The organism is Pseudomonas sp. Pseusp11 (genome assembly GCF_047304405.1).
Classification (GTDB): Bacteria; Pseudomonadota; Gammaproteobacteria; order Pseudomonadales; family Pseudomonadaceae; genus Aquipseudomonas.
Genome location: NZ_JBGLZF010000001.1, coordinates 124,088 through 149,265, shown reverse-complemented (window position 1 = coordinate 149,265; position 25,178 = coordinate 124,088). Strand labels below are relative to the sequence as shown.

Here is a 25,178-nt window from a genome sequence, read left to right as displayed (position 1 = left end):
GCTGTCAAAAGTGTGTCCGTTACAGGATGTGAAACAATCAGGGCTCGAGGCGGCGTTGCTGGTGAATCCAGTCGACGATCTCGCCGTCGGGCGTGTAGCCGCTGACCGTTTCGCGTAGAAGTTGACGGACGCGGGCGTAATCATCCTGTTCGACGGCAAGCAGCAACTCGCTCAAACGCCCCTTGAGCACGTCCCAGGGCAAATGGTCTTCGTTGGCGGTCATGATCATCGGATGTGGCGTCGCGGCAACGTTATCGCCGATCAGCAACTCTTCGTAGAGCTTCTCTCCCGGACGCAGGCCCGTAAACTCGATCGAGATATCGCCCTGGGGATTTCGCTCGGAACGGATGCTCAAGCCGGACAAGTGAATCATCTTCTCCGCCAACTCGACGATTTTTACCGGTTCGCCCATGTCCAGCACGAACACATCGCCGCCCTGCCCCATGGAGCCGGCCTGAATCACCAATTGCGCGGCTTCGGGGATCGTCATGAAGTAGCGGGTGATTTTCGGGTGCGTGACGGTCAGCGGGCCGCCGGATTTGATCTGGCTGTGGAACAGCGGGATCACCGAACCGGAAGAGCCCAATACATTACCGAAGCGCACCATGGTGAAACGGGTCTTGTTGACGCGCGATACATTGGCTTTATCGCCGAACAGCACAGGGGCAATTTCACGGCTCAGGGCTTGAAGCGTCAACTCCGCCAAACGCTTGGTGCTGCCCATGATGTTGGTCGGACGTACGGCCTTGTCAGTGGAAATCAGCACGAAGTTGGCGACCCCCGACTGCAACGCAGCCTGAGCCGTATTCAGGGTTCCGATTACGTTATTCAGCACGCCCTCGGCAATGTTGTGCTCGACCATTGGCACATGCTTGTAGGCAGCGGCGTGATAGACGGTGTCCACCCCCCAGGTCTTCATCACATCGAGCAGTTTGTGCGGGTGACGGATGGAACCAAGGATCGGTAGCAATTTGACCGAGACCGACTCACGGCAGGCGCGCTGCTCCAATTCCGACAGGATGCTGTAAAGATTGAATTCACTGTGTTCAAAAAGCAGAAGCGTGGTCGGGCCGAGCGAGAAAATCTGTCGGCACAGCTCCGATCCGATCGAGCCACCGGCGCCCGTGACCATCACGGTCTTGCCTTTGATACAGCGCTCCAGCAAATCGGCCTGGGCTGGCACGGCATCACGGCCCAGCAAGTCAGCGATATCCACTTCCTGAATGTCTTCAACCTTGACCCGACCGCTGGCCAGATCGGTGAAGTTCGGGACGCTTCGCACATGGAGGGGGTAGGCTTCCAGCAGATTGAGAATTTCCCTGCGTCGTGCGCGGGTGGATGACGGTAGGGCCAGGAGAATTTCCTGCGCTCCTGTTTCATCGATCATCTGTTGAATGTGTTTGGGTTTGTAGACCTGGAGGCCGGCGATCGATCGATCCGCAATACTTGGGTCATCATCGATGAACGCCACGGGACGCATGACCCGGCCCATGCGAAGTGCGGCAACAAGCTGATTGCCGGCTACGCCGGCGCCGTAGATCGCGACTTTGGTGAGACCGTTATCGCGATTGGTAAACGGCACATGGTGAGCGCCAGCGAACCAGTCGCCCATGAAATATTGGCGCATACACAGGCGCAGGCCGCCTATGATCACGAGGCTGAGCCACCAGTAGTTGAAGACGATTGAGCGCGGTACTACTGTTTCGTGATTGCTGTACCAATACACAGCGACAGCGAGAATAAGCGATGAAAGGCTGACCGCCTTGATAATGGCGATAAGCGCGTCATTACCGAAATAACGCATGACGGCACGGTACATGCCGAAACGTATGAACAAGGGAATAGCGATGACGGGCGCGCAGACAAAAAGCCAAAAGTGGACCCGCAAGGGGTTGTACATATCGTCAAGGCCCAGACGCACGATAAATGCCAACCACAAGGCAATCCAGACCAGCAGGATGTCCGTAGCGACCTGTATCAACCTTTTTCGACGCCGGGGCAGCCCAACCAGGTACGCTCTGATTTTATCCATCAACCCTTCAAACACCTTAGTTTCCTCCTCTCAGCAGCCCCTTCACCGTGGTGAAACCTCAAAGGTGCGTCGCGATCACTCTAGACTCAAATGACAGAGTAGATACTGCTTAGTTCTATACCGCTGGATCTTCCAGATTTCCGGCGCGAAATTTCATTGCCAGCGCGATCAATGGCACATAAGCCAAAATGACTCCCAAAGCGCCATCCAGACCAAAACGTGTCACGCACAAGGCTATCGGCAACAGCCAGAACAAATTGATCACGCCAACAGCGATGGTTACCGGTAAATGCTTGCGAAAACGACGTGAGGCGAACTGGTAGGCGTGGCTGCGGTGGGCTTCATAGACTTTGTCTCCTCTTAACAGGCGGCGAAACAGAGTGAATGTTGCATCAACGATGAACACCCCTAGCAAAATGAGCCAGGCCCATAGCATCGGCGCACTCACCCATGCTGCCTGCAGAGACAGCCCACCCAGCACAATGCCGAGAAATCCACTGCCGGCATCGCCCATGAAAATCTTCGCGGGTGGGAAATTCCAATAAAGGAAACCTGCCACAGAAGCGGCGAGAAACAATGTTCCCCACATCAGACTTTCCAGACCTGCCAACCAATACAGCAGACAGGCCCCCAGGCAGGCACTAATTGCTTCTACGCTGGCAATGCCATCGATTCCGTCCATGAAATTGTAGAGATTGAGTAACCACACCAGATAAAAAGCGGCCAGCACATGACCTGCCCAGCCCATATCGACATGGGCGCCAAACAATTCGACGGGGGGTAGCCCCCCCATCCAGCCCAGCAGCCAGACTGCCGCTGCAAAATGCCCCAACAAACGCCAACGTGCGGCGATATGTCCGTGGTCGTCCATAAAGCCAATCAACGCTACCGAGAGCCCTGCCCCTGCACTCGCGACAAAGGCAGATGGTGTAATCAGTCCTGCGGCGTACAGAAACATCAACGACACAATGAAAGCGACGACAATTGCGACGCCACCACCACGCGGTGTTGCAACAACGTGAGAGCTACGGGCGTTCGGAACATCCATCAAACTTCGAGAAATCGCGTACTTGCGTAACGCCGCCGTCAGCAAAAAGGAAATACAGACAGCCACCGGAATAAACCACGCATAACTCATTTTTGGCGAGACTCCAGAAAATGCTGTGCCGTCAATTTCAATCCATCATCCAGACTTGCTGGTGGACACCAGCCCAGCAACTCCTTGTTTTTCTGGATATCAACCTGCAATGAGCCGAAAAGCCGTTGAGCCACCGCGCGCCGTCCCAATAAGCCAGCCAGGAACACCAACGCCCCTGAAGGAATGGGGACAAGCCAGGTTTTCGCCCCCAAACAGGTGACAAGGCGCCGCATCAGCTGGGTCGTTGAAACATCACTATCATCGCTTGCCAGAAAGACCTGATTCGCTGCGCGAGGATGATCGACACACGTATTGATCAGATCAACGACATTCTCCAGTGACACAAGGCTTCGGTGATTGTTCACTGCCCCGAATGGTAGTGGAATGCCTTTGATCAACCATCGCATCATTTGCTGAAAGTTCGCACCTACACCAGCACCGTAAATAAGTACTGGACGGATAATTACAACTTCAATGGCTCCCGCATTGGCCAGTTGCATGAGTTGTTGTTCTGCTTCGCACTTGGAAATCGCATAGGAATCCAAAGGCAATGGAATATCATCTGCCGAGAACGCACGTCCTGGCGCAGTACTTTCCCCATTAACCTTGATAGAACTGATAAAGATAAATCTTTTAACACCAGCCTGTATGGCCTGGCGCGCCAGATTTAGTGTCCCTTCTACATTGATCGCACGAAACTTTTCCAGTGATTGCTCCGGGTCCTCATGCATCACGTGCACCCGGGCCGCCGAATGCACAACCACATCCACACCAGAGAGAGACTGAGCCCAGTTGGTGGCTCGATCTATATTCGATATATAAATTTTTTCTACTTCGTCAGGTAACTTGCTATTCAAATTTCTGAGCGGAGCCACAACCGATGTTTCCGGCAAAGTGCAGAAACGCCTCACCAGCGCGCCTCCCAGAAACCCCGTCGCACCGGTCACGAGTATTTTTTTTGACATTTCAAACCGATTCAAAAAATTGATAGCAATGGAATAATCTACCACGAAAATGCTTCATTTTGAGCGTTGAATTGGCGTGTTAGAGCCCTGCCCTCCTTCTGACCGCTTGGCCTCTGGTCCGTAGATGAGGAAATACAATCGGATTCAAGGTGAATTTCCATCACACAGGTTGGAGCAAACACCCGAGAGAGATAGAATCCCACCAATTTTGACCAAAAGCTCTATGAGTAGAGCCCGAGGCGCCTCGCCAAGATGAATGGCGTCAGCAAGCGATTCAAAATAAACACTAAATTCAACAGGCTAGGCCTCGAAGGGAGCACATCGATGCAGCAAATCAATAATCTCAGCGCGAAAATCGCCAAATACCGAGATCAGATCGATGCATCCATCCAACGCGTGGTGTCCAGCGGATGGGTTGTGCTGGGGCCCGAGGTCAAACGCTTTGAAGCGTCCTTTGCCCAATACCTGGGCGCCGACCACTGCATAACCGTCGCCAATGGCACCGATGCAATCGAATTGGCCCTCAAGGCTCTGGGTGTAGAAAAAGGTGACGTTGTCGCCACGGTTGCCAATGCCGGCATGTATACAACCACTTCTGTTCTGTCCATCGGTGCCGTACCCACCTTCATGGACGTCGATCTCGAAACCCAGGTCGTGACCCTCGCGGAAGTGAAACGCGCCGTGGAATCGGGAGCCAAAGCTGTCGTCGTGACGCATCTTTATGGCCTGGCCATCCCGGAGATCCAGGAGATTGCAGTTTTCTGTGCAAACAAAGGCATTGTGCTTCTGGAAGATTGCGCACAAGCACACGGTGCCAGCATGCATGGCAAACGCGTAGGTACATTCGGGGACGCCTCGAGCTTCAGTTTCTACCCGACAAAGAACCTCGGAGCCCTGGGCGACGGTGGCGCAGTCGTCACCAACTCGGCTGAGATTGCGCAACGAGTCGCACAGTTGCGTCAATACGGATGGTCCTCCAAATATTGCGTAGAGTTGGGCGGAGCCAGAAACAGCCGCCTGGACGAAATGCAAGCCGCCATTCTCTCCGAGTTCCTGCCTCACCTTGATCAGGGCAATGCACGACGCCATGAGATTGCCGAACGTTATCGCAACGAAATCAATCAACCCGACATTGTTCATCCGCAAGGAACAAGTGATGCCTGGGTTGCTCACCTGTATGTCATCAAGAGCCAGAAACGTGATGCGCTGCAGCAACATCTGCGCAGCCTGGAAATCGCGTCTGAGGTTCACTACCCGATTCCTGACTACAAACAACCTGTATTCAAGAATGTGAACGCTGACTGCCACCTGGCCAACACCGAGCGTTTGGCAAAAGAGATTCTGACACTGCCATGCTACCCAGAAATGGAAGAGCATGAAGTCAGTGCCGTGATCACAGCCGTCAATGGATGGGCGGCATGACCTACTCGATCATCATCCCGGTTTACAAAAACGCAGAATCCATTCCACGCTTGATTCAGGCACTCAGTGAAATCAACGAGAGCCTGAACAACGAGGTAGAGGCGGTTTTTGTCGTCGATGGCAGCCCGGATGCATCGTTTGAGTTGATTCAAAAAGAACTGCCAAACCTGCCTTTTGCAGCGCAGCTATTGGCCCATTCGAGGAATTTCGGTTCATTCCCAGCGATTCGAACGGGCCTCATGGCAGCAACCGGAAAATACTTCGGTGTCATGGCTGCCGACCTTCAGGAACCACCGGAGTTGCTGATCAGCTTTTTTCACTCACTTTCAAATAATGAGTGTGACGTTGCCATCGGTACCCGCAACGCCCGTAAAGACCCGTTTTTTAGCCGAATGGCCTCTTCAATGTTCTGGGGGCTTTACAGAAAGCTGGTCGTCCACGATATGCCTAAGGGTGGCGTAGATATCTTTGGCTGCAATAACGCGTTCAAAGAGCAACTTCTGAAGCTTGAAGAATCTCGCTCGTCATTGATCGCATTAATATTCTGGCTCGGTTTCAGAAGAAAATTCGTCGACTACGATCGCCAGGTTCGCCAGGAAGGCAAGTCAGCCTGGACGTTCAAGAAGAAGCTCGAATACATGATGGACAGCGTCTTCGCTTTCACTGACTACCCTATTCGTTTATTGGTCAAAATGGGCGCGATAGGCTCATTAGTGTCAGCGGCAATAGGCCTGATGGTCATCATTGCAAAAATTCACGGCACCATTGCAGTACCAGGCTACGCCGCCACTATGGTCGTGGTCCTGCTGCTGGGCACCTTGAATCTTCTGGGTCTGGGTCTTGTAGGTACCTATGCCTGGCGAGCGTATGAGAACACCAAACAGCGACCGTTGGCAGTCGTGAGCATACAGTTGAACAACCGAGAGCAAATCCGTCATGTCTAACCCGACGATCCACCCTAGCGCAGATGTCAAAAGTAACAACATCGGCCAAAACACACGTGTTTGGCAGTATGTTGTAGTTTTTCCTGAAGCGGTGATCGGCACGGATGTGAACATCTGCTCTCACTGCCTGATTGAAAATGATGTTGTTATCGGCGACAGAACGACGATCAAGTCGGGTGTTTATCTTTGGGATGGCCTGAGGGTTGGTAATGATGTGTTCATTGGCCCAAACGTCACCTTCACCAATGACAAGTTTCCACGCTCCAAGGTCTACCCGGAAGCATTTCTGCCAACCGTGATACACGACAAGGCCTCGATCGGCGGCGGCGCCGTCATCCTCCCTGGCGTCACCATCGGTATGGGGGCAATGGTTGGAGCGGGCGCAGTGGTCACCAAATCCGTGCCTCCGTATGCGATCGTGACAGGGTCACCGGCGCGGATTACCGGATATGTAGAGAATTCAGCGGCAAGCGACAACAGCGAAAAACCGAAACTCGTTGAAAATGCAAAGTCGCAAGAAGGAATTACAAGAGTTGGTGTGGGCGACGTCACCATACACAACTTCAAATACGTTGCGGACATGCGGGGCGATTTGTCAGTAGGCGAATTCGAAAAGGAAATCCCTTTTATTCCGAAGCGCTATTTCCTGGTGTTCAATGTACCCAACCAAAAAACCCGCGGTGAGCATGCTCATCACAACTGCCATCAGTTCCTCATCTGCGTGAAAGGGAGTTGCGCCGTCGTGGTAGATGATGGTCAAAACCGCGCGGAAGTAATGCTCGACGCACCGAACAAAGGGATTTATTTGCCACCTTTGATCTGGGGCATTCAGTACAAATATTCCGAAGATGCAGTGCTGCTGGTATTCACTTCAGACTACTACGATTCGGCCGACTACATTCGAGACTATTCTGATTTTGTTAAAATAACGGGCTCAAAAAACTAGTGAGCATTACCATCTCTAAAGAAAATATACGTCGATGGGTATCGTTCCTGGCAGGAGGTTGTTTGAACACCCTCCTGACCTATGGAATCTATTTACTACTGAACATGTATATAAGCTATCAAAAATCTTACGTCATCGCTTACATAACCGGGATCCTATTCTCGTACCTGTTTAACGCACACATTGTTTTCAATGTGAAAAAATCATGGAAAGGCTTGATGGCCTACCCAATTGTGTATTTGCTCCAGTATATGTTATCCGCCTTAATGCTTAGCCTTATGGTGGAAAGACTAGGAATACCCAAAGAAATAGCACCGCTTTTGATAATTGTACTGCTTCTGCCTGTAACCTACTTGCTTAGCAAAACAATACTTAAAGCTACAGATCAGCCCAAGGCAGGAATGGATCAGTAAAGCAAATGACAAACCTGACAAAGCAACCCTTATCCCAAAAGTTTTCCCCGTCGCGCTCTTGTATCGGGATAAAGTCTTGGATGGCGCACATCTTACCAGTTGCTATTTTGGTCTTGGCGTTGTGGGTACCGTACGGATTTTCGCTGATCGGCTTGATAGAAGAGTGGGGATTGCTAGGGTCGTTTACAACTCATGGACTGTTCTTTGTAACTGACACTACCAGCCCACTGGCTGCACATGCGCTACGCCCACTAACGATTCTTCCTCAAGCCATCGCTTACTATTTAGACCCCTATTCTTTCAAGTATTGGAATGTGCTCCTTGCACTCTCACTCTGCGTAAAAGGCTCAAGCCTGAGTTACATAACAAGCCATATTACTGGCTCATTAAAATGGGGAGTGATCGCAGGCCTGCTGATCATAATTTATCCAGCCGACACTATGCAGTTATCGTTCAGAGCGCTCCACATAAACTGGGCGCTTAGTTCGGTACTGCTTGGAACCTCGATATTCATAGCCGCTTTGCAAGCGACATCGAGAATCACATCGTATTTATTGAGTATCGCGTCAGCAATACTATTGCTGGCTTCCTGCGCGATGTATGAAGCGTCACTATTACTGACTGCACTACCACTTTTAACAATATTCATAAAATCAGATTTAAAATCAGTTATCCTCCAAGTACGCCAACACATATGGAAGCATCTGATTTGGTTTGTGGGTGCATTTTCGTACATTGCTTACGCTATCCATACGGCACCACTCGTTAACAGTTATCAGAGTGGTATCGCTGGCAGCACCAGTATTATTACCACGATCAGGCATGCACTTCCAAACCTGTTCTCGATAGGCTTGCTGAGAACAACCCTGGGGGGATGGTATGATGCAACAAGAATAACTGCCGCGGAGTTCAGCTCCTACTGGTATGCCATAAGCATAGTGCTTATATTATTTATCGCGTCTTTTCTTTTACTTTCCAATTACAGAAAAAGCCAGCCCGCAGAAGCCGATATTTACTCGCCAGTCATTATCCGCCTGTTAATTGCTGGCGTCACTTTGGTACTGCTAGGGTATGCCCCTTTTCTACTCTCGGTATCACATCAAGCGATAAGCCAACGTACGTTCTTGTTCGCGACACCAGGCGGTGTGTTTGTGACGCTCGCCATACTTATTGGCATTGGCAAAGCCAGCAAAAACCTGGCAGCACTTGGCGTAGCCCTATTCGTTTTTATCGGCCTCTCAAGCCAACTATATCAATTCCACCACTATGTAAAAATATCGGATAGACAGCGCAATATTCTAAAGAATATCGTCGAAAATTTTGACGGTAAAACCAACAACAAAACACTAGTAATCGTCGACAAAACAAACCAGCTCAATAACACCTGGATGTTTATAAACGAAAACTTACAGGCCACTCTTAATTATATTTACGGGCATCCATTTAATTCAATGGAGGTATGCCGCGAAAATGGCAATGAGTGGCAGCATACCGACAGTGTTGGCCGAAAGGGAACCTGTGAAGAAACCGCTAATGAATGGACTTTTCATTACCCAACACCTATAAGTGGTCCAGGTTTCGAACCCACCAAAAGTTTGGAAGACAAAAAGTTAGCCAAATCTCAAGCCGTTACAATCATTGTAAATCCAGATGAAAACTCCGAGGCCAATACAAACCGCGCGAAAATGTTACGCAGCGACCAAAGCCGCACTGGCGCGATCTATCGTGGATTTATCGACAAACCTGACTATCATAATCGCCTGATTGGTTTCACCGACCAGAAATCCGATGAGCATTACTTTTGGGGATTTGGTAACTGGTGGAGTATGGAACTGCCAATAGCGGGCTCTGGTTGGCGCGAAGCTGAATGGAGTGTTAACAAATTTCAGCATAACGCCTCAGCATGGAAAACAAATAAACAGGCATTCCTCGATTTTAAGTTTTCACCTTCATCAGACCGTTATCAGCTGCGCGGAATGTTCGATGTAATCGTCAACCCGACAATAAAAAAGAGCATGAAAATTGAAGTGAATGGTATCAACATCCCCTTTGAATGGAAGGACGACAACAGCTTTCAGGCTGAACTCGTCAAGAGCCAACTTCGAGACGGAATGAATACAGTCACTTTCATTAGTGACGTTGATGACAATTACTATGGGTTTTCGGGAAGACTTGACTGGATTGAGATAAAAAAATAGCACTAGACCAATACACTTCAGCCTCCTGCCCATCGTAAGTGATGCGCAGGAAGCATCGCGCTGTATTAACGCGACTCTCCTGCGGTATCTGGCTCGCCATCAGCGATGGCACAAAACTTTGGACAAAAGTTTCACAGGAGTCCAGTCTTCACACAGCAGTGGATGCAGATAATCAATCACGCCGGCCAAGTTGCCGGCGTTTTTAGTTACGTGCTAAATGAACACCGCCCCACAAGGGTTCGTCGCATAGCGCCCCATACGCCCCGACCCTCACCTGCCAGATCGCCGGCAATCTGGAGGATGCTTACCTGGTAATGTCGGGGTAAGAAGCTGCACGCTCATTAGTGAACATGAACAGCTTCCTTTCAATGCGCGCGCATCGCCATAAATTATTCCGCAGTAGTCACGCTACTGCTACGGTCGATTTCTTTTTGCTAAACAATTGCTTGATCGACTTCTGAAGCGGTCTCTCAATAGACAAATGCAACCCAATAGAAATACATGTAACAATCAGCAGAAAAATTGCCAAATGCAGTACTTGATACATAAGCGATCCCGAAGGATGCGCAGTATATAGTGGGCGCAAGATGGCATGTATTAGATAGAACGCAAATGATGACTCCCCCAACAGTATCATTCTTTTGCCAGAAAACGCCGCCGACACTTTAGATTTTTGATCTATCGCAACTCCCAGGATCACGATAGTGAACAGCGCCGCATAAGCTGCATCCCAGCTAAACGCGGACAAAAAGTTCTTGCTCCATCCCATAAGCACCAGTATCAATAACAATGACGCCGCAACCGCCCTGCTCCAGGTCCGTTGTACTTTGTTGGTCGCTACAAAATGACGCTTGTAATAGATGGCTGCGGCGATACCTAAACAGAAGTCAAATATCCTGGTAGCCGGCATGCGGTATAACCATCTGTGCGCGGAGTCAGGGTTTATTGACGTCAGCTCCGCTCGCCCCGGCATGGAGAAATAGGCTGCAAGACAAAGTTGAGCAGCAAAAGAAAACAGTGCAAAAATCAATAACCTGTTGCGCGACTTTATAACATTTAACTTACTCAGCACCGGTATAAGCAATGGAAATGTTAGATAGAGGAATACTTCAACACTAACACTCCATGCCGGCCCGTTGATCCCAAACGAAAAATAAACATCACTACTCCAGGCTTGCACCCCGACAAGATATGGGAGCAAAGGCGTTTCTAGTCCCGAGTTCATCCAGGGATAAATTATGCAGAGCGCATAAAGAGGATAAATCCGGGCAAACCTGGACACAATGTATTGGTAAGTATTTTTTATAGGATCCGATTCAAATCTATCAAGATAGTTATAAGCAATAATAAAACCAGAAAGTACAAAGAAAAACGTCACACCGCTATAACCTGAGCCTTGGACCCGTAAAGCCCATCCGTTAAGACCCGGAATATTATAGTGTGAAAAAAATACCATTAAGGCTGCAGCAAACCTAAGTCCGGTTAGGGCAGGTATCGCACCTGAACGGTCGGATGAAATCGGCATCATGCACTCCCAAATTTTGAAAAATCTCATCAGAAGTCTGGGCAACAGAATGTAATCGTGTTGCCCACTACTCCTTCCTCTTGCTTACCGTAGCCTCGCAGTTTCACTAGGAGAGCGGTTTTGTATACCGGCGCACTGAGCGACCACCTTAGTTAATAGCTCATCAGTCTTCCGAAAACCCCGACCACGCGTTAATTCAATCTGCTTTCGTTCAACGGCTCAGATGTTTTTGAAAAGGCTGTACGCAACGAAGAATCGCGGTACTTACTCAAGAATATTTTTCCTGCACGCAACCCATACCGCTCCACACTTTTATGCATAGCGAAACAGACTAAAAACAATACAACCAAAATCTGGGCTTTTGCGGGAATAAAAACCAGACCTAAATAGTCCACCAAGGAGGATATATAACCCCAAAGCCAATTATGAAATAAGTAAACCGCGAATGTCATGTTGGAAATCACACGTATCAAGGGCCCATCTTCAATTCTCAGTCGCAAGCTCCATCCTAATAGAAAAATCATGACAGCATAGAGCCCATAATTAAACTCTTTCCAGTTAGGTTGATACTTGGCGACCATAAAGAGGAAACAGCCAAACAAAACACAAAACGCACCGATGCATAGATTTTTTTTGGCGCTTCCGGTTTCCCAAAGATAAACACAAGCGCCCATAAACAGAAACGTTGAGTAAATCGTTTGGTAGGCCAAGGGAAGATTTGCGGCACTAGGAAAAGGCGGTAGTAAAACAATCGCAGCAACAAGAGCAATAAAAACAATAGGTAAATAGTTCTGGCGTCTGAACAGGCCTAATGCCTTGAAGATGGCCATAACTATATAGAAAGCAATCTCTAGCCTGAGAGTCCACTCGACCCCGCCAAGAGCCAAAGGAGTTCCAAAAAAATCGCCGATCAAAAGAAGTCGTGGCACCCATACTGAAAAAGGGGGAAATGCGACGCCTCTAAGGTAGTGATCGAATAAACCCTCCATTAATACCGCTACGATAAAAAGCGGATAGATCCTGAAAAATCTTTTTAGCAAGAACTCAAGCGTCGATTCCGATTGCAGCACGTGAGTGATGATATATCCAGATGTCAGAAAAAAAACAACGACACCAGCACCACCGCCATAGCACAACGGAAGGATTGCCTGTGCGAAATACCGGACAGTTACATGCAACGCCTCATTAGTAGAAGCAAAAGCCAGTGAGTCATACATCTTGTGAGCAATAAGCACACTGATAAATGCAAATATTCGCATTACATCGAGAAAAACGATTCTATCGATGATTCTGTTAGCCATTTTTTGACCGCACATAAAGGAATTGAAGACCGATGACCGAGGGAGTCATTGCGACAACGGGCATTCTACAAGCCTTGATTGTCACTGTCAGGTTTCGTACACACCGATTTGAAAGAAACCACCAGCAATGGCACCTCGTTCATCGGCGACGATTTCGACAGCCTAAAAATCAATTGTCGATAGCTGATCATCCCCTTAAGATGCCTGCCTGATCGGGATCGGTTACGCCTGTACTTTGTCGCAGTCCCCGAAAAATGAGCTTGCTCAGGTCTTCTACCAACACTATGAAGCATGGACACCGAAGGGATTATATTTCCAGAATGTTACGCATCGATAAAAGCTCTTCAGTGAGTACATCACCCCCACAGAGTTATCATCCTGTCTACCGACCCGATATCGATGGCTTAAGAGCTTTTGCGATCCTCGCCGTAGTCATTTTCCATGCCTTCCCTACCCTTCTTACAGGTGGATTTGTTGGAGTCGACGTTTTTTTTGTAATTTCCGGCTATCTTATCTCAAGCATTATTTTCAAGAATCTGGAAAGCGGTACGTTCAGTTTTTATGACTTTTACAGACGTCGAGTACGCCGAATATTTCCTGCGTTGCTTCTAGTATTAGCTACGACATTCGCGTTTGGCTGGATAATACTGCTGGCAACTGAGTTCCAACAGCTAAATAAACATATAGCCGCCGGACTTGGTTTCGTCCAGAACATTATTTTATTTCAAGAGTCCGGCTATTTTGACGTCAGCTCTGAGCTAAAACCGCTCACGCACTTGTGGTCGCTTGGCGTAGAGGAACAGTTTTATCTAGCTTTTCCAATTATCTCGCTATTCATATGGCGCTGGAACCTAAACGCTCTGATAATTATTGCGCTGATGCTACTGGCATCTCTGTACTGCAATATCGTCGAAGTTACAACTAATTCCTCTGCCGCGTTTTTCTTACCGCAATACCGTTTCTGGGAACTGCTATGCGGCAGCGTTCTAGCCTACATCATTGTAGTAAGAAAGCCCGCCCCTTCATCTTTAATAATCCCTCATTTCACCTCGATTTTCGGCCTTGGGCTATTGATAGCATCCGTTGTATTAATTAATAAAGGCCTTCAGTTTCCAGGGTATTGGGCAATCCCTCCAGTGTTGGGATCTGTGCTAATCATCGCCTCAGGCCCTAAGGCCGTGATCAACAAGTATATTTTTAACAACCGAATTGCTGTTTGGATCGGCCTTATCAGTTACCCGCTATATCTGTGGCATTGGCCGCTGCTTACCTTCGCTAGAATTATCGAATCTGAAGTACCAAGTCCACAAACAAGAACAGTCGTTATTCTGGCAAGCGTAGGACTTGCATGGACGACCTATCGATTCGTCGAAAAGCCGTTCAGAGCAAAATCCAACCCGAGAGTAGTTTTTAATGGACTAATAGTTACCGCAATTACTTTCGCTTCTATTGCCACATTAACCGTTGTCAACGGTGGCTTTCCATTCCGACAAAAAGACCGCGAAGAATTTGCGCAATCATTCGCAAACACAGCCCCTGACTGGAATTACTTCACAAACAACGAGACGGCTGCCCGCTTCCGGATGGACTGCGACTTTTATGATACAAAGAGTTTTTTTAAAGGAAAAGCCACCAATATTCCCGCAAGTAGTATAGCCCCGAGTTGTTACACACCTACTGCGAACAAAAAAATTCTCTTATGGGGCGACTCACATGTTCAGCAACTTAACTATGGTCTTCAGCATACACTACCGGACAGCGTTTCGATTCTCCAGGTAGCCAGTTCAGGATGTTTCCCCAATCTTCCGGACAAGTTCCAAACTGAAGCCGAGTACTGCCGAGTATCCAACCAGACAGCACTCGACGTTATAAAGAGAGAAGCGCCCCAAGTAGTTATTATTGCGCAGATCACAGGGCATGACACCGTGAACGACTATACCGCGATGACAAAACTACTGAAAAGTTATGGCGTGTCCCACATTGTTATCGCAGGTCCGGTTCCCAAGTATCAGGCGAGCCTCTATCAGATCATTACAAGGAAGTATTGGTTGTACACTCCAAGGCGTATCATTGACGATGTGGACAGCTCCGTATTCGAAGTGGATGCATCCCTTAAAGCAAAGTACGGAAATGGTCAAGGTGGCTTTGAATACTTTTCAATGACTGATCTATTTTGCAATAAAGACGGATGCATCACCTATTTAGGAAACGATCGCAAGAGCGGATTGGTAACCTTCGATGCAACACACTTGACCTCAATTGCATCGGTCTACGTCGCTAAAACCGCGCTGACAGAGGTTATTCTTAAAGATCTCAAGATGAATCCATAAAGAAAATGTAACTTCGGCCAAATCCAGGCTGATAAATAAAAATGCTTTTGGAGCCGACATAACAAGATTAATCGGCTCCATAAGTAAAATCATTCACACTTCCCAAAAACCGGGTATCAGCAGTCAGGGCAACTCATATGAAATGCAAGCCATTGCTGCGCTTGTGATCCCCAGAGACACCGAAGAGAGAAACAGAAAGACCAACGAAAGGATCAGCCAATGCTGGCAGATTGTGGCTTTGAATGCTCCCCATTCGAACCGGGTAATAACCGCGCCAAACAACACCAGGTAAACCGGCATAAAGAATCGTGTCTCTACCGCTCCAGGCAAGATAGCCAACACCGGCAGAAGAATGGGGGCTAGGTAAGCCGCCTCAATCCATCGTTTTTCCTTACGCAACCAATAGATCAACACACAGAAAAACAACAGACAAAAGCAAAGAAACGATACAACACTTTTGTTTGTGGATGACTTCTCGGCATAAACAATGCCATCACGCACATCCAAACCATTAACAAGGTGCCGGCCATAAATACCTAAAAATTGCATCGGATGTCTTAGAACCATGGAAAGATAGCCGCGCATATTAGGCTCAGAGAACGATGACGCATCAAGATCCCGAAGGGCGACACCTGCAGGATCACGATAATAAAGACTCGGCGCTGGACTGTCTTTACCTGCATAGGTCTCATAACGCTGGACTACGACTCCCCAATAGAGCTGCTGGGCCATCAGTGGTTTTCCTTTCACCATGGCAATCACTAATGGTGTAGCAGTCCCATGTATACGCTTGTTAATCAACATCTGGGGCGTAGCAACGATTACTGCGCCGAATAAGAAAACAAGCATTCCAAAGACGCGCAAACGCCAAGGTTTACCTCGCATAAACACGAATAAAACAACGAAAAAAAGCGCCATTGCTGCGAACAAATAAATTGTCCGAACATTATAGGCTGCGCTGACAGCGGCTCCGGATAGAAATAACCAGCCCAACCAATATTTTGAGTTCGCGCGGCTCGCCAGTATCACACTAATGATGAGTATAAGTAGTGCGGGCAAATCAGACAATGGAAACAAGAATAAGCCAGGAAACAGCAAGAATGTGAGCAATGCAAAGGCTGTCCGTCGCGCGAAGGACAGTTTACCGCCAAAGGTCTTCAAGAAAAAATCAGCAATGGGGCCTGTTAGCAAACAAGCATAAACAGCAGAAGATACGAACTGAAAAACCACTCTACCGTTATCACCGACCATATCAGCAAGTGCGTGAACCGGCATCAGTACAAGTGGATAAAAATATCCACGAGCCACTTCGGGAAAATTGACTATAACTGAAGGCGAACTAAGCCCCCAGTACAAACTCGAATCAAAAGGATAGAAGGAGATATCCATGACCCGATGAACTAAAAAAGTCAGCAAGAACACGGTAAAGCAAGAAAAGACCCGCTGCCGGCGCTGAAGCAACCCCAATAAATCCATAATATTCTCTACGTCTGGTTTTTAACGCGCTATTTTTGTCATTTTCCGTGCACAATATAGACGCAACGTTCTAAGTTATATCTCGGCTTTCAATATTCATTACTTCAAAAGCGAGTGATATATTTCACTGTAGGACTTAACCATATCATCGGCCTTGAAATACTCTTCATAACGTTTTAGAGCATTCTCTCCCATTTTGGCGGCCCCATAGGGGTCATCCCACAACTTCTTCATAGCGCTTGCGAGAGACACACTGTCTCCCGGGAGTGCTACACAGCCCGTTTGACCTTCGATATTGATGTACGTCGTACCTGTTCCGATTTCACAGGAAATCAGTGGTTTTCCATACATCGCTCCTTCGAGAAGGGTAATCCCGAAAGCTTCGGACCTGAGGTGAGAGGGAAATACCAACGCGAAACACAGACTCATCAATGCCGCCTTATCGCTGTCAGGCAAGGCACCGACAAAAAAGACATTCTCCAGCTTTGCATCTTTAGCCTTCTGTTTCAGTGCCGCTTCCATGGGACCTTTACCCATGATCACGACAGGCAGCTTTGTCTGCTGTGCCGCCTCCAGAAGAAAATCAAGGCCCTTGTAATAACGAAGCGCGCCTACGAAAAGGAAGAAGCGCTCACCCAACGCCTCACGCCAATGAGCCTTCGATGCATCAGTAACCTCAGGGTATGTATTGCGATCTATACCAATGGGGATGACCTTAACCTTATCTACATACTTCCCCAGCGTTTCGCTGCTTGCAACATAGTTAGGTGACGAAGCAACGATTACGTCCACATTTCGAAGAAACGCGTGCAGGAGCGGATTATAGAGTCGAAGCAACGACTGCTGTTTCACGATATCCGAGTGATAAGTGACAACGGTTGGCTTCTTGATTCTGGTTAGAAAGTGCACCATATCCATAAATGGCCACGGAAAGTGGTAGTGGATAATATCTGCCTGTTTTGCCAGCTCGAAGAAATCCTTGATCGCCCCGATTGAAAACCCGGTTGAGGCCACTTGAAAATTCTCATACGACCGGTGGGTCATATGATGTCCGAGCCGTTCATTGCGCATCGCGCCACGTGGACTAAGATAAAGGACTTCAGACTCGATACCGTGCTGTCTCCCCCCCTCAGCGAGCTGAAAGATAACCTGCTCTACACCACCCATGGTATCGGGGTAGTAAGTCTTGAAAAAATGCAGGATTTTCAATGTTTGCGCCCCAGAAACTTCGCGGGAACTCCAACATAGGTACCGGCCTGCTCCAGATTACGATGAGCGCACGCACCGGCGCCCAGCATGACATCGTCTGTTATCAGCAGTCCATCGATCACCGTTGAGCCAGCCCCCAGGAAGCAGCGATCACCAACACGACTGCGACCCGCAACTACAGCACCGACGGAAATGTGGTTGTAGTCACCCACTGTGCAGTCATGCTCAACGATCGCGCCGGTGTTTATAATACAGCCGCGTCCCACCGATGCCATCGGTCCAACATGTGCGTGATGAGCAATAAAACTACCTTCACCGATTTGGGCCCCGACGCCTATCGTGGCCCTAGAGGAGATGAGTGTCGCTAACCGCCATCCTTGCTGAATGACCCATTCACATTGCTCTATTCTTTTTCTGTTGTCGCCTGCCGCCGGCATGACTGACCAATCTGCGGGCAGCTCAAAGTCCACTGACGCTTTCACTGGAAACGAACAAAACGATTCGCCTTGTTTAGCCTTAGCGTCGATAAAACACAATTGTGTTATTCCCGATGCAAGCGCGACGTCAGCCACACTCCGGGCATGACCACCGAACCCCAGAATCAGCATCCCTGTGATTGGACTCATTATTGGCCCTCCGAAGGGCTACCGCCGCCTTCAGAAATAGCTTCAAGAACGGTGATATGCTCATTCACCACATCTGTCCAGGTACGCTGAATCAGGCCCTGATAGATATTTTTCTGTAGTGTAAGAAGCTCTTCTCGATGAGAAAGAGCCCATTCAATACGATGAGCCATATCTTCCCAATCAAACGGGTCAAAAAATGTCGTATCTTGCAGTTCTGGCTGATCAAGTATCTCCTCGGTAACCGCGATTCGAGCCATAACCACAGGAGTGTCTACCGACAGAGCCTCGGTGAATGTGAACGGGCACCCACCTTCGCTAAGGCTAGGGTTTACTGCCAGATCCGCTAACTTGTAACAAGCCGCAAGTTCCTGCACCGTCAAACCGTGCAAGCATAGAACATCGTTCTCCAAACCGTGTTCGGCAATAAATTTTTTGACAGCTGGATACCGCTCGGGATCACCGGTCAGAACCAGTTTGTGGCTGACATATTTTTTTCTTAAAAGAAACTCGTACGTCCGCAACAACATCAACAGGTTTTTGTTCGGTCTAAACTGACTCGCATAAAATATAAACTTGAACGAAGTATTTGCAAAACCTACAGTGTAGTTCTTATTTGAGGATTTTCGCATCGCACTAGCGAGAAGTGTTTGAGAGTAATGAAGCGAGGTGGCTTCCAGATCTGCAAACCCACGGGTTGTCACCCACTGGTTTAGCATATTCGGCGCATGATGAATCACCGCTACATTAGAAGCGCGTATCGAATACTGATCGACCAATGTCTCCCACTTGATCGCGTTGCTATAGGTAACGTAATGCTGCCCTGTCTGGATCGATCTACGGACATCCTCATAGGTCTGCAAAAAGCGTTCGCCTCCCACATTTGAGAACCCGACAGGGAAGTCCGATAGCACCACATCCGGCACACACATCAAGCGTGGACGATTTATTCTGTTGAAGGCTGGCCAGAATGCAGTAGGACTGTACCAGGCTTTCACATCAGCCAGGTTATCAATCAAGCGAAGCATCCGCTCCGACTCAATCCGCTCCATTCGCTTATAAAGCCGGAATATGAAAGCGTCGTCTTTCGGCTCCCCGACAGCCCCTTGAGCACGTGATACATAACGCCGAAACGGTCGCATCAGTCGTTTAAAAACAAACTTGAATTTTATGAAAAAAAGAACGATTAACGCCAACACAATGATTGGACTAAACAGGAGCAGAAGGCTGGCAAGAAAAGCGCCCTCTATCAACAGCAATATCAGCCCTGAGTAAGAATCGGTCGTCACCAATTGATGCTCAACGTGGTCAATGGCAGCTCTTTTAATCGAGGCAAAACCATTGGAAATTCTTTTAAATATTCCCGGCTTCCGCTTTCGTTTCTTTCTAGCGATGTAGGCTTCGTAGACGCGCAACACCATCGGCTTTTTCGAGGGTGAGACTAATTCGAAGCGCTCTTTAGAGACACCTTCGCTGTGAAATAGATCTTCAAGCCCCTCTTTTGACCAACTGGGGCATACAAGTACAAAACGGATATCTTCTCGGTCCCCTGCCCCTTTCAAGAAGGCAGCCAGGTATCTACCCAATCCTTCGTGACGAAGATCTAAACCTGGTGCGTAGGCCAGGTAGATACCATATTTTTTTATAGACACTCTCGTATGACTCCCCAATATTGTGCCGCCAACTTCTCAACGCCTTGTTCTGCCAATACCTCAGGCGATGGAAGCAGGGCCTTCTTGGACAAGTAAGTCAATTCCATTTCTTTCAGCTTATGTGCCATCTCTTTATAATCGGCAGCATTCATCCACGACAACTGCAGTGAAAATTGAACATCCATCTCATGCATAGCTGGATAATTACTACTCAAAGCTGGCACGCCTAAGCTAGCCGCTTCAACAACACTGAAGGTGCCGTTATCAATTTTACCGGCATGCCATAAAAACGTAGCATTTGCCAAAGCACAGCGATACTCAAAGTCCGGAAGTTCGCCGAGCCATTTAACTTTTTCCTTTAACGCAGCGCTTGTACCAACGAGTGTAGACAGGGACTTAAGATGCGGCAAACCACGCTCTAGCAGATTCTCTGTATTCACACCCGTCACATGACAGAAAAACTGCCCACCCAGAGTTTCATAGTAAAACTTAAGAGCTTTCAACGCATTTTCATGATTTTTATGCGCACCAGCATTTGTTGTCCACAAGAAATACGGATGATCAGGTGTCGATACTATTCCTGGCTCAACTTTTGAAAAATCGGGAGCGAGCATAGGCACTTTGGCGATTCGATTTACTTCCACACCGGCATACTGAATGGCGTCCTGCTTTGTAAATTCAGTCGTAACAAGAACTTTCTGCGCCCTGCGCACGGCACTAATAAAGTTTTGATCGCCGTTTTTGGAAAGTACCTTTTCATATCGTTGAAGATAATCATAAACCATGAATATGCATGGTCGCAGAGGTACCAAGGGAGCCTGCACCCGATCAGAGACAACGATCCATGCATCACAATCCAAAAGCTGTTTGATACCATCATCCGGGACAATATATTTTACGCTGTCAGGTTCCCAGCCTTCGTGACCGGCATACCGCATAGCCCTACGTGCTGTTTGCGCATCGAGGGTTTTCCATTTAAATGTGCGCTGCTGAACCCTCTCATTCTTATCTGAAGGATCTTCCGACTGGTCGTCAGCAGACTTCAAATGCAAGAGCACTACGTCGACATCTTCTCCCCATTGCCTGCTCCCTTCATGCAAAGCTTCCGCCAATAACTTGGCTCCACGAAGGCTCCCCCCTCGATATTCGACAGGGACTACAACAGCAATTTTCTTACGTTTTATTGGCCGCTGGCTTTGTTCTAAACGGCTGACTGCCAACTCTTGCAGGATTTCTCTGAAACCGTTTATCCAAGCAGCTTCGCAGTTCTCTGCACGCATAGGCTCCAGCAACACTGCCTGGCTGCTGCGGACTTGCTCAATGAACGCTGAGTCATCATTCAAGATGCGACGGATTTTCTCTCTGGCTTCTTTGACAGACTCGCATCGGCCAGGAAGGGTCGCTCCCCCCATGCGATCGAGGATGCCACCACTCATGAAGATCAATGGCATACCGACACGAATAGCTTCGAAAGGATGATAATGAATATGGTTAGGCTCGCTTGAATGATAAAACATCACTCGCGACTCTCTCATATTACTTTCGTGCTCTTCGTTGGTGACAAATCCCAACACATTCGGATCATCCACTTCTATCGGTTGAGAGCCACCGATCTTGTATGGAAAACCTTGCATATCCGAGACAAATTTCTCATATACTTTTTTATAGTAGCTACTAAAACCAATATCCGGACATACAAAAAAAATGTGTTTCTGACTACCATTCCAAACATCATTGATCCGGCAATCACTCAAACCCAGCGGTAAAAATGCCTTTCGTTTTTGCAGATACATGGACTCAGAATCTGCAAGATGCTCGTAGGCGATGCCTAACCAAAGGCGTCGCCCAAGTTTCTTTACTGACTGTGTACCCAAGGTGAGGATCTTGACGACTTCGGAGTAACTTAATGTTTTATCCAAACCATAAGCACGCCAGATTGCTGCACCACTGAATGATCGAGCAACCTCATTCATAAAGCCTTTTGAATGACAGATGAAAAAACACACATCAAAATATTTATTAGCGATTTCCCACGCCTCTTTCGAAGGTGAGACAAACCAATTTTGCGCGTTCAACACCGCCAGATCTTCGGCCGGAATAGTCAGATTGGCATCCTCTGAATAGTCTATGCTTGCCGAACGAAAACCGATTTCCTGTGGAAATGACTTAGGGAGAAAAAACTCTGTGACTCCCAAGGTTTTGAGCATCTGCAACTCGAAACGACGAGCCGCACCATGATTCAGCAACCACATGACACGAAACGGCTTAGTTTGCATCAGAAAGTCCATTTATCTTTTTGTATTCCGCTATAGCGTCTGTTATCTCACCATCGAACAACAACTCACCATGATGGAACACCAAACCCCGGGTGCAGATGGATTGCAAGGCACCAAAGTCATGAGAAGCCAGAACGAGTATTTCGGCCTTTTCGATCAAACTGGTAATACGTACTTTAGCCTTTGCCATAAAGTTGGCATCGCCAGCACCGATCACTTCATCCAGCAACAAAATGTCGCCACCAACCGTAGTAGAGATAGCAAAAGCCAGTCGTACCTGCATCCCGGCAGAGTACGTTTTAATCGGGTAATCAATAAACTCGCCCAGATCGGCAAACGCCACAATCTCGTCGATCTTCTCTCGCATGAACTTTGGCGACAAACCAAGCAGTAAACCACGGTAGAGAATGTTCTCACGTCCCGTGGCATCCGGTTCAAAGCCCAAGCTCAGATCAAACAGCGAACGAACCTGGCCTTGTACCACCAGTTCACCGCTGGAGATTGGATACAAGCCGGCGACCGTCTTGAGGAATGTGCTTTTGCCCGCGCCATTATGCCCAAGAAGCCCCACGCGTTCGCCGCTGACAATTTGAACATTTATGTTCTTGAGCGCATGAATATCAGCGACGTGATTGTTGGTATCTTTCTTTGAGAAAATATTGGCCAGCAAGGACTTTAATGAACGTTCCTTATAAGCCGCGGCCGCGTAATGAAGGTTGACGTTCTTTACATTGATCTGATTGATTCTATTCATTCTCATAGGTAAAAAATCACCTTCCGCTCTGCTTTGTAACCAACATACATTGCAATTAGCCCAAAGAACAAAGCAGTACCTAAACTAAATGTATAATTTGCAAGTGTTGGCCACTCCCCTTGCAGTAGCGGCGCCCTGAACAACTGTAGAATGTGATAAATCGGGTTGTAATCAACCAGCGCATGCAGCCCGCCGTTTTGAAACATTTTCGCTTCAAAGTACACCGGAGACACAAACCATAATGATTGCATCACAAGCCCAAGCGCATGGGGAACGTCGCGAAAACGGGTGCTGATGTAGGATAGAAGTGTGGATACAGGCCACGCTATCAAGGCAACGACAGGGAATATCGTTAGCGTCGCCAACCAGCTCCATCCGAAATTCTGAGGCATCATGATTGCCACCCAGAGATAGAGCGAAACGCTGGCCAGCATGAGCACAATTGAACTACCGAGCACTGTTCGCAAGGTATAAATGGCCAAGGGATGATTACATTGTTTAATGTAGGCATCCGCCTGAACGAAAGACAATGACCCGCCAATTGTATTAGCGGAAATAAACTCCCAAACTACGATTCCTGATAGAACATAGGGTGCGTAGGTTAATACGTCCGTATTGAACAGCCGGCTGAATACCAGCGTCAGGAGTATCGTCATACCCAATGGCTGGATAATTGACCACGTTACGCCAAAAAAAGATCGGCGCCAGCGAGAACGCAAATCAGCTAGAGCAAGATGCACCCAAAAGTATCGAGCAGCCCACACGCGAGAAAAATACGAAAACATTACTTCCCCTGAATAATTAAATTCGAAAGCCTGGACATTATTCGTCCTCTTTGAATTTTATGAGAATTGAGACTGTTACCAGCCTCAATCCCAACGCAACATCAGCTGGCAAAGTAAGCCCGAATTTCATCTACTACTTGCTGCACCTGTTCACGGCTCAGCGTCGGATAACTTGGAAGGTTCACCCCTCGCAAGCTGAGGTCCTGCGCTACCGGGAAGGACTCATCCGTCTTGCAATGTGGCATATGGTGAGCAGGAGCGAACAGAGGACGTGTCTCAATGCCCTTGTTCTTCAAATGATCACGCAATGCCTGACGCTGACTCTGATCATCCAACAGTATCGAGCACATCCAGTAGGAGTGACGAGTACCTGGCTGCTCTGCGTGCATCTGCAGCGGAAGCCCTTCGAGCGCTTCGCGATACCAGTCTGCAACCTGACGCTTAAGAGCGATGATCTCGTCTGCACGCTCCAACTGGGCAAGGCCAATGGCTGCGCAGATGTTGGTCATCCGATAGTTGAATGCCAACTCATCGTGCCAATACTCGCGGGTCTTGGACACACCCTGGCTTTTAAGATGACAGGCTCTCTCGTGGATGTCCTTGTTCTTGGACACCACCATTCCACCCTCACCGGTGGTAATGGTCTTGTTGCCAAAAAAGCTGAACGTGGCGACATCGCCAAAAGTCCCTACGTGCTGACCTTTGTACAGAGAGCCGAAAGCTTCTGCACAGTCTTCGATCAGCAGCAGATTATGCTCTTTACACAGCGCGACGACTTCATCCATGTCACACGCCAGACCGTACAAGTGCACCACCATGACGGCTTTGGTTTTCGGCGTTATGCGGCTTCGGATGTCTGGAACGCTGACGTTCCAGGTATCAGCCAGGGACTCAGCGTACACGACGCTGGCCCCGGTTTGCATAATGGTGTTGACCGACGCCACGTAAGTGAGCGTTGGGACAATCACCTCATCGCCAGGCCCAAGCCCCAGAGCGGCCATTGCCAAGTGCAGGGCTACCGTGCCATTGCTCACCGTGGTCGCATGTTCGGCACCGATGTATCGGGCAAACTCGCTCTCAAAGCGGGAGATGAATTCTCCGCGAGAAGAAATCCAGGTCGAATCAAGACACTGGTTTACATATTCCTTTTCGCGGCCGCCCAGAAAGGGCTGATATACCGGTATCATCC

General features: G+C 48.4%; 19 protein-coding genes. 6 read left to right on the top strand and 13 right to left on the bottom strand.

Annotated features, from left to right (window positions below):
* Positions 1 to 37: 37 nt before the first annotated feature.
* The 3 genes from ACCC96_RS00675 to ACCC96_RS00665 all read right to left on the bottom strand — a co-directional run bounded on the left by ACCC96_RS00675 (position 38) and on the right by ACCC96_RS00665 (position 4,180).
* Entirely contained in the window at positions 38 to 2,032 is a 1,995-nt protein-coding gene (locus ACCC96_RS00675; protein WP_413694709.1) for a polysaccharide biosynthesis protein, read from the bottom strand.
* A gap of 115 nt (positions 2,033 to 2,147) precedes the next feature.
* The gene (locus ACCC96_RS00670) at positions 2,148 to 3,170 is read right to left on the bottom strand and encodes an MraY family glycosyltransferase (RefSeq protein WP_019650521.1); all 1,023 of its coding nucleotides are present in this window, start codon (positions 3,168 to 3,170) and stop codon (positions 2,148 to 2,150) included.
* Positions 3,167 to 4,180 (bottom strand): UDP-glucose 4-epimerase family protein, encoded by a 1,014-nt coding sequence (locus tag ACCC96_RS00665; RefSeq protein WP_413694708.1) that lies wholly within the window; start codon positions 4,178 to 4,180, stop codon positions 3,167 to 3,169. Before ACCC96_RS00665 ends, ACCC96_RS00670 begins: the two co-directional genes overlap by 4 nt.
* A gap of 279 nt (positions 4,181 to 4,459) precedes the next feature.
* Here ACCC96_RS00665 and ACCC96_RS00660 point away from each other — a divergent pair, with 279 nt between their 5' ends.
* From ACCC96_RS00660 to ACCC96_RS00640, 5 genes are all read left to right on the top strand, one after another.
* The gene (locus ACCC96_RS00660) at positions 4,460 to 5,557 is read left to right on the top strand and encodes a DegT/DnrJ/EryC1/StrS family aminotransferase (protein ID WP_258672866.1); all 1,098 of its coding nucleotides are present in this window, start codon (positions 4,460 to 4,462) and stop codon (positions 5,555 to 5,557) included.
* The gene (locus tag ACCC96_RS00655) at positions 5,554 to 6,501 is read left to right on the top strand and encodes a glycosyltransferase family 2 protein (protein ID WP_413694707.1); all 948 of its coding nucleotides are present in this window, start codon (positions 5,554 to 5,556) and stop codon (positions 6,499 to 6,501) included. The genes ACCC96_RS00660 and ACCC96_RS00655 overlap by 4 nt, the downstream gene beginning before the upstream one ends.
* The gene (locus ACCC96_RS00650) at positions 6,494 to 7,447 is read left to right on the top strand and encodes a WxcM-like domain-containing protein (RefSeq protein WP_309475232.1); all 954 of its coding nucleotides are present in this window, start codon (positions 6,494 to 6,496) and stop codon (positions 7,445 to 7,447) included. The genes ACCC96_RS00655 and ACCC96_RS00650 overlap by 8 nt, the downstream gene beginning before the upstream one ends.
* Positions 7,447 to 7,860: a GtrA family protein gene (locus tag ACCC96_RS00645; protein WP_258613315.1), complete on the top strand. Its 414-nt coding sequence runs from the start codon at positions 7,447 to 7,449 to the stop codon at positions 7,858 to 7,860. The genes ACCC96_RS00650 and ACCC96_RS00645 overlap by 1 nt, the downstream gene beginning before the upstream one ends.
* An 80-nt stretch (positions 7,861 to 7,940) precedes the next feature.
* Positions 7,941 to 10,058: a hypothetical protein gene (locus ACCC96_RS00640; RefSeq protein ID WP_413694706.1), complete on the top strand. Its 2,118-nt coding sequence runs from the start codon at positions 7,941 to 7,943 to the stop codon at positions 10,056 to 10,058.
* A 403-nt stretch (positions 10,059 to 10,461) separates the two neighbouring features.
* Here ACCC96_RS00640 and ACCC96_RS00635 read toward each other — a convergent pair whose 3' ends face one another.
* Complete coding sequence (locus ACCC96_RS00635; protein ID WP_413694705.1) at positions 10,462 to 11,583, bottom strand: acyltransferase family protein; 1,122 nt, start codon at positions 11,581 to 11,583, stop codon at positions 10,462 to 10,464.
* A gap of 191 nt (positions 11,584 to 11,774) precedes the next feature.
* Positions 11,775 to 12,884: an acyltransferase family protein gene (locus ACCC96_RS00630; RefSeq protein ID WP_413694704.1), complete on the bottom strand. Its 1,110-nt coding sequence runs from the start codon at positions 12,882 to 12,884 to the stop codon at positions 11,775 to 11,777.
* A gap of 320 nt (positions 12,885 to 13,204) precedes the next feature.
* Here ACCC96_RS00630 and ACCC96_RS00625 point away from each other — a divergent pair, with 320 nt between their 5' ends.
* Positions 13,205 to 15,214: an acyltransferase family protein gene (locus tag ACCC96_RS00625; protein ID WP_413694703.1), complete on the top strand. Its 2,010-nt coding sequence runs from the start codon at positions 13,205 to 13,207 to the stop codon at positions 15,212 to 15,214.
* Between the two features lie 123 nt (positions 15,215 to 15,337).
* Here the strand turns inward: ACCC96_RS00625 and ACCC96_RS00620 are convergent, their stop codons facing one another.
* The 8 genes from ACCC96_RS00620 to ACCC96_RS00585 form a co-directional block, all read right to left on the bottom strand.
* Entirely contained in the window at positions 15,338 to 16,690 is a 1,353-nt protein-coding gene (locus ACCC96_RS00620) for a hypothetical protein (RefSeq protein WP_413694702.1), read from the bottom strand.
* A gap of 99 nt (positions 16,691 to 16,789) precedes the next feature.
* Positions 16,790 to 17,857: a glycosyltransferase family 4 protein gene (locus tag ACCC96_RS00615; protein ID WP_050563968.1), complete on the bottom strand. Its 1,068-nt coding sequence runs from the start codon at positions 17,855 to 17,857 to the stop codon at positions 16,790 to 16,792.
* Positions 17,858 to 17,895: 38 nt separating this feature from the next.
* On the bottom strand, positions 17,896 to 18,525 hold the full coding sequence (locus ACCC96_RS00610; protein WP_413694701.1) for an acetyltransferase: 630 nt from the start codon (positions 18,523 to 18,525) through the stop codon (positions 17,896 to 17,898).
* Positions 18,525 to 20,174 carry a glycosyltransferase gene (locus ACCC96_RS00605; RefSeq protein ID WP_413694700.1) on the bottom strand — a complete coding sequence of 550 codons (1,650 nt, stop codon included), beginning with the start codon at positions 20,172 to 20,174 and terminating at the stop codon, positions 18,525 to 18,527. The genes ACCC96_RS00610 and ACCC96_RS00605 overlap by 1 nt, the downstream gene beginning before the upstream one ends.
* Positions 20,165 to 22,450, bottom strand: a complete 2,286-nt coding sequence (locus ACCC96_RS00600; RefSeq protein WP_413694699.1) for a glycosyltransferase — start codon at positions 22,448 to 22,450, stop codon at positions 20,165 to 20,167. The genes ACCC96_RS00605 and ACCC96_RS00600 overlap by 10 nt, the downstream gene beginning before the upstream one ends.
* Positions 22,440 to 23,210 (bottom strand): ABC transporter ATP-binding protein, encoded by a 771-nt coding sequence (locus ACCC96_RS00595; RefSeq protein ID WP_413694698.1) that lies wholly within the window; start codon positions 23,208 to 23,210, stop codon positions 22,440 to 22,442. Before ACCC96_RS00595 ends, ACCC96_RS00600 begins: the two co-directional genes overlap by 11 nt.
* Positions 23,207 to 23,989 carry an ABC transporter permease gene (locus tag ACCC96_RS00590; protein WP_026286697.1) on the bottom strand — a complete coding sequence of 261 codons (783 nt, stop codon included), beginning with the start codon at positions 23,987 to 23,989 and terminating at the stop codon, positions 23,207 to 23,209. Before ACCC96_RS00590 ends, ACCC96_RS00595 begins: the two co-directional genes overlap by 4 nt.
* A 101-nt stretch (positions 23,990 to 24,090) precedes the next feature.
* Positions 24,091 to 25,176 carry a DegT/DnrJ/EryC1/StrS family aminotransferase gene (locus ACCC96_RS00585; RefSeq protein WP_019650505.1) on the bottom strand — a complete coding sequence of 362 codons (1,086 nt, stop codon included), beginning with the start codon at positions 25,174 to 25,176 and terminating at the stop codon, positions 24,091 to 24,093.
* Positions 25,177 to 25,178: the final 2 nt, after the last annotated feature.

Coding starts and splice junctions, on each gene's coding strand:
- ACCC96_RS00675 (WP_413694709.1), bottom strand. CDS start 2,032: ATGGATAAAATCAGAGCGTACCTGGTTGGGCTGCCCCGGCGTCGAAAA.
- ACCC96_RS00670 (WP_019650521.1), bottom strand. CDS start 3,170: ATGAGTTATGCGTGGTTTATTCCGGTGGCTGTCTGTATTTCCTTTTTG.
- ACCC96_RS00660 (WP_258672866.1), top strand. CDS start 4,460: ATGCAGCAAATCAATAATCTCAGCGCGAAAATCGCCAAATACCGAGAT.
- ACCC96_RS00655 (WP_413694707.1), top strand. CDS start 5,554: ATGACCTACTCGATCATCATCCCGGTTTACAAAAACGCAGAATCCATT.
- ACCC96_RS00650 (WP_309475232.1), top strand. CDS start 6,494: ATGTCTAACCCGACGATCCACCCTAGCGCAGATGTCAAAAGTAACAAC.
- ACCC96_RS00640 (WP_413694706.1), top strand. CDS start 7,941: ATGGCGCACATCTTACCAGTTGCTATTTTGGTCTTGGCGTTGTGGGTA.
- ACCC96_RS00635 (WP_413694705.1), bottom strand. CDS start 11,583: ATGCCGATTTCATCCGACCGTTCAGGTGCGATACCTGCCCTAACCGGA.
- ACCC96_RS00630 (WP_413694704.1), bottom strand. CDS start 12,884: ATGGCTAACAGAATCATCGATAGAATCGTTTTTCTCGATGTAATGCGA.
- ACCC96_RS00625 (WP_413694703.1), top strand. CDS start 13,205: ATGTTACGCATCGATAAAAGCTCTTCAGTGAGTACATCACCCCCACAG.
- ACCC96_RS00620 (WP_413694702.1), bottom strand. CDS start 16,690: ATGGATTTATTGGGGTTGCTTCAGCGCCGGCAGCGGGTCTTTTCTTGC.
- ACCC96_RS00615 (WP_050563968.1), bottom strand. CDS start 17,857: ATGGGTGGTGTAGAGCAGGTTATCTTTCAGCTCGCTGAGGGGGGGAGA.
- ACCC96_RS00610 (WP_413694701.1), bottom strand. CDS start 18,525: ATGAGTCCAATCACAGGGATGCTGATTCTGGGGTTCGGTGGTCATGCC.
- ACCC96_RS00600 (WP_413694699.1), bottom strand. CDS start 22,450: ATGCAAACTAAGCCGTTTCGTGTCATGTGGTTGCTGAATCATGGTGCG.
- ACCC96_RS00595 (WP_413694698.1), bottom strand. CDS start 23,210: ATGAGAATGAATAGAATCAATCAGATCAATGTAAAGAACGTCAACCTT.
- ACCC96_RS00590 (WP_026286697.1), bottom strand. CDS start 23,989: ATGTTTTCGTATTTTTCTCGCGTGTGGGCTGCTCGATACTTTTGGGTG.
- ACCC96_RS00585 (WP_019650505.1), bottom strand. CDS start 25,176: ATGATACCGGTATATCAGCCCTTTCTGGGCGGCCGCGAAAAGGAATAT.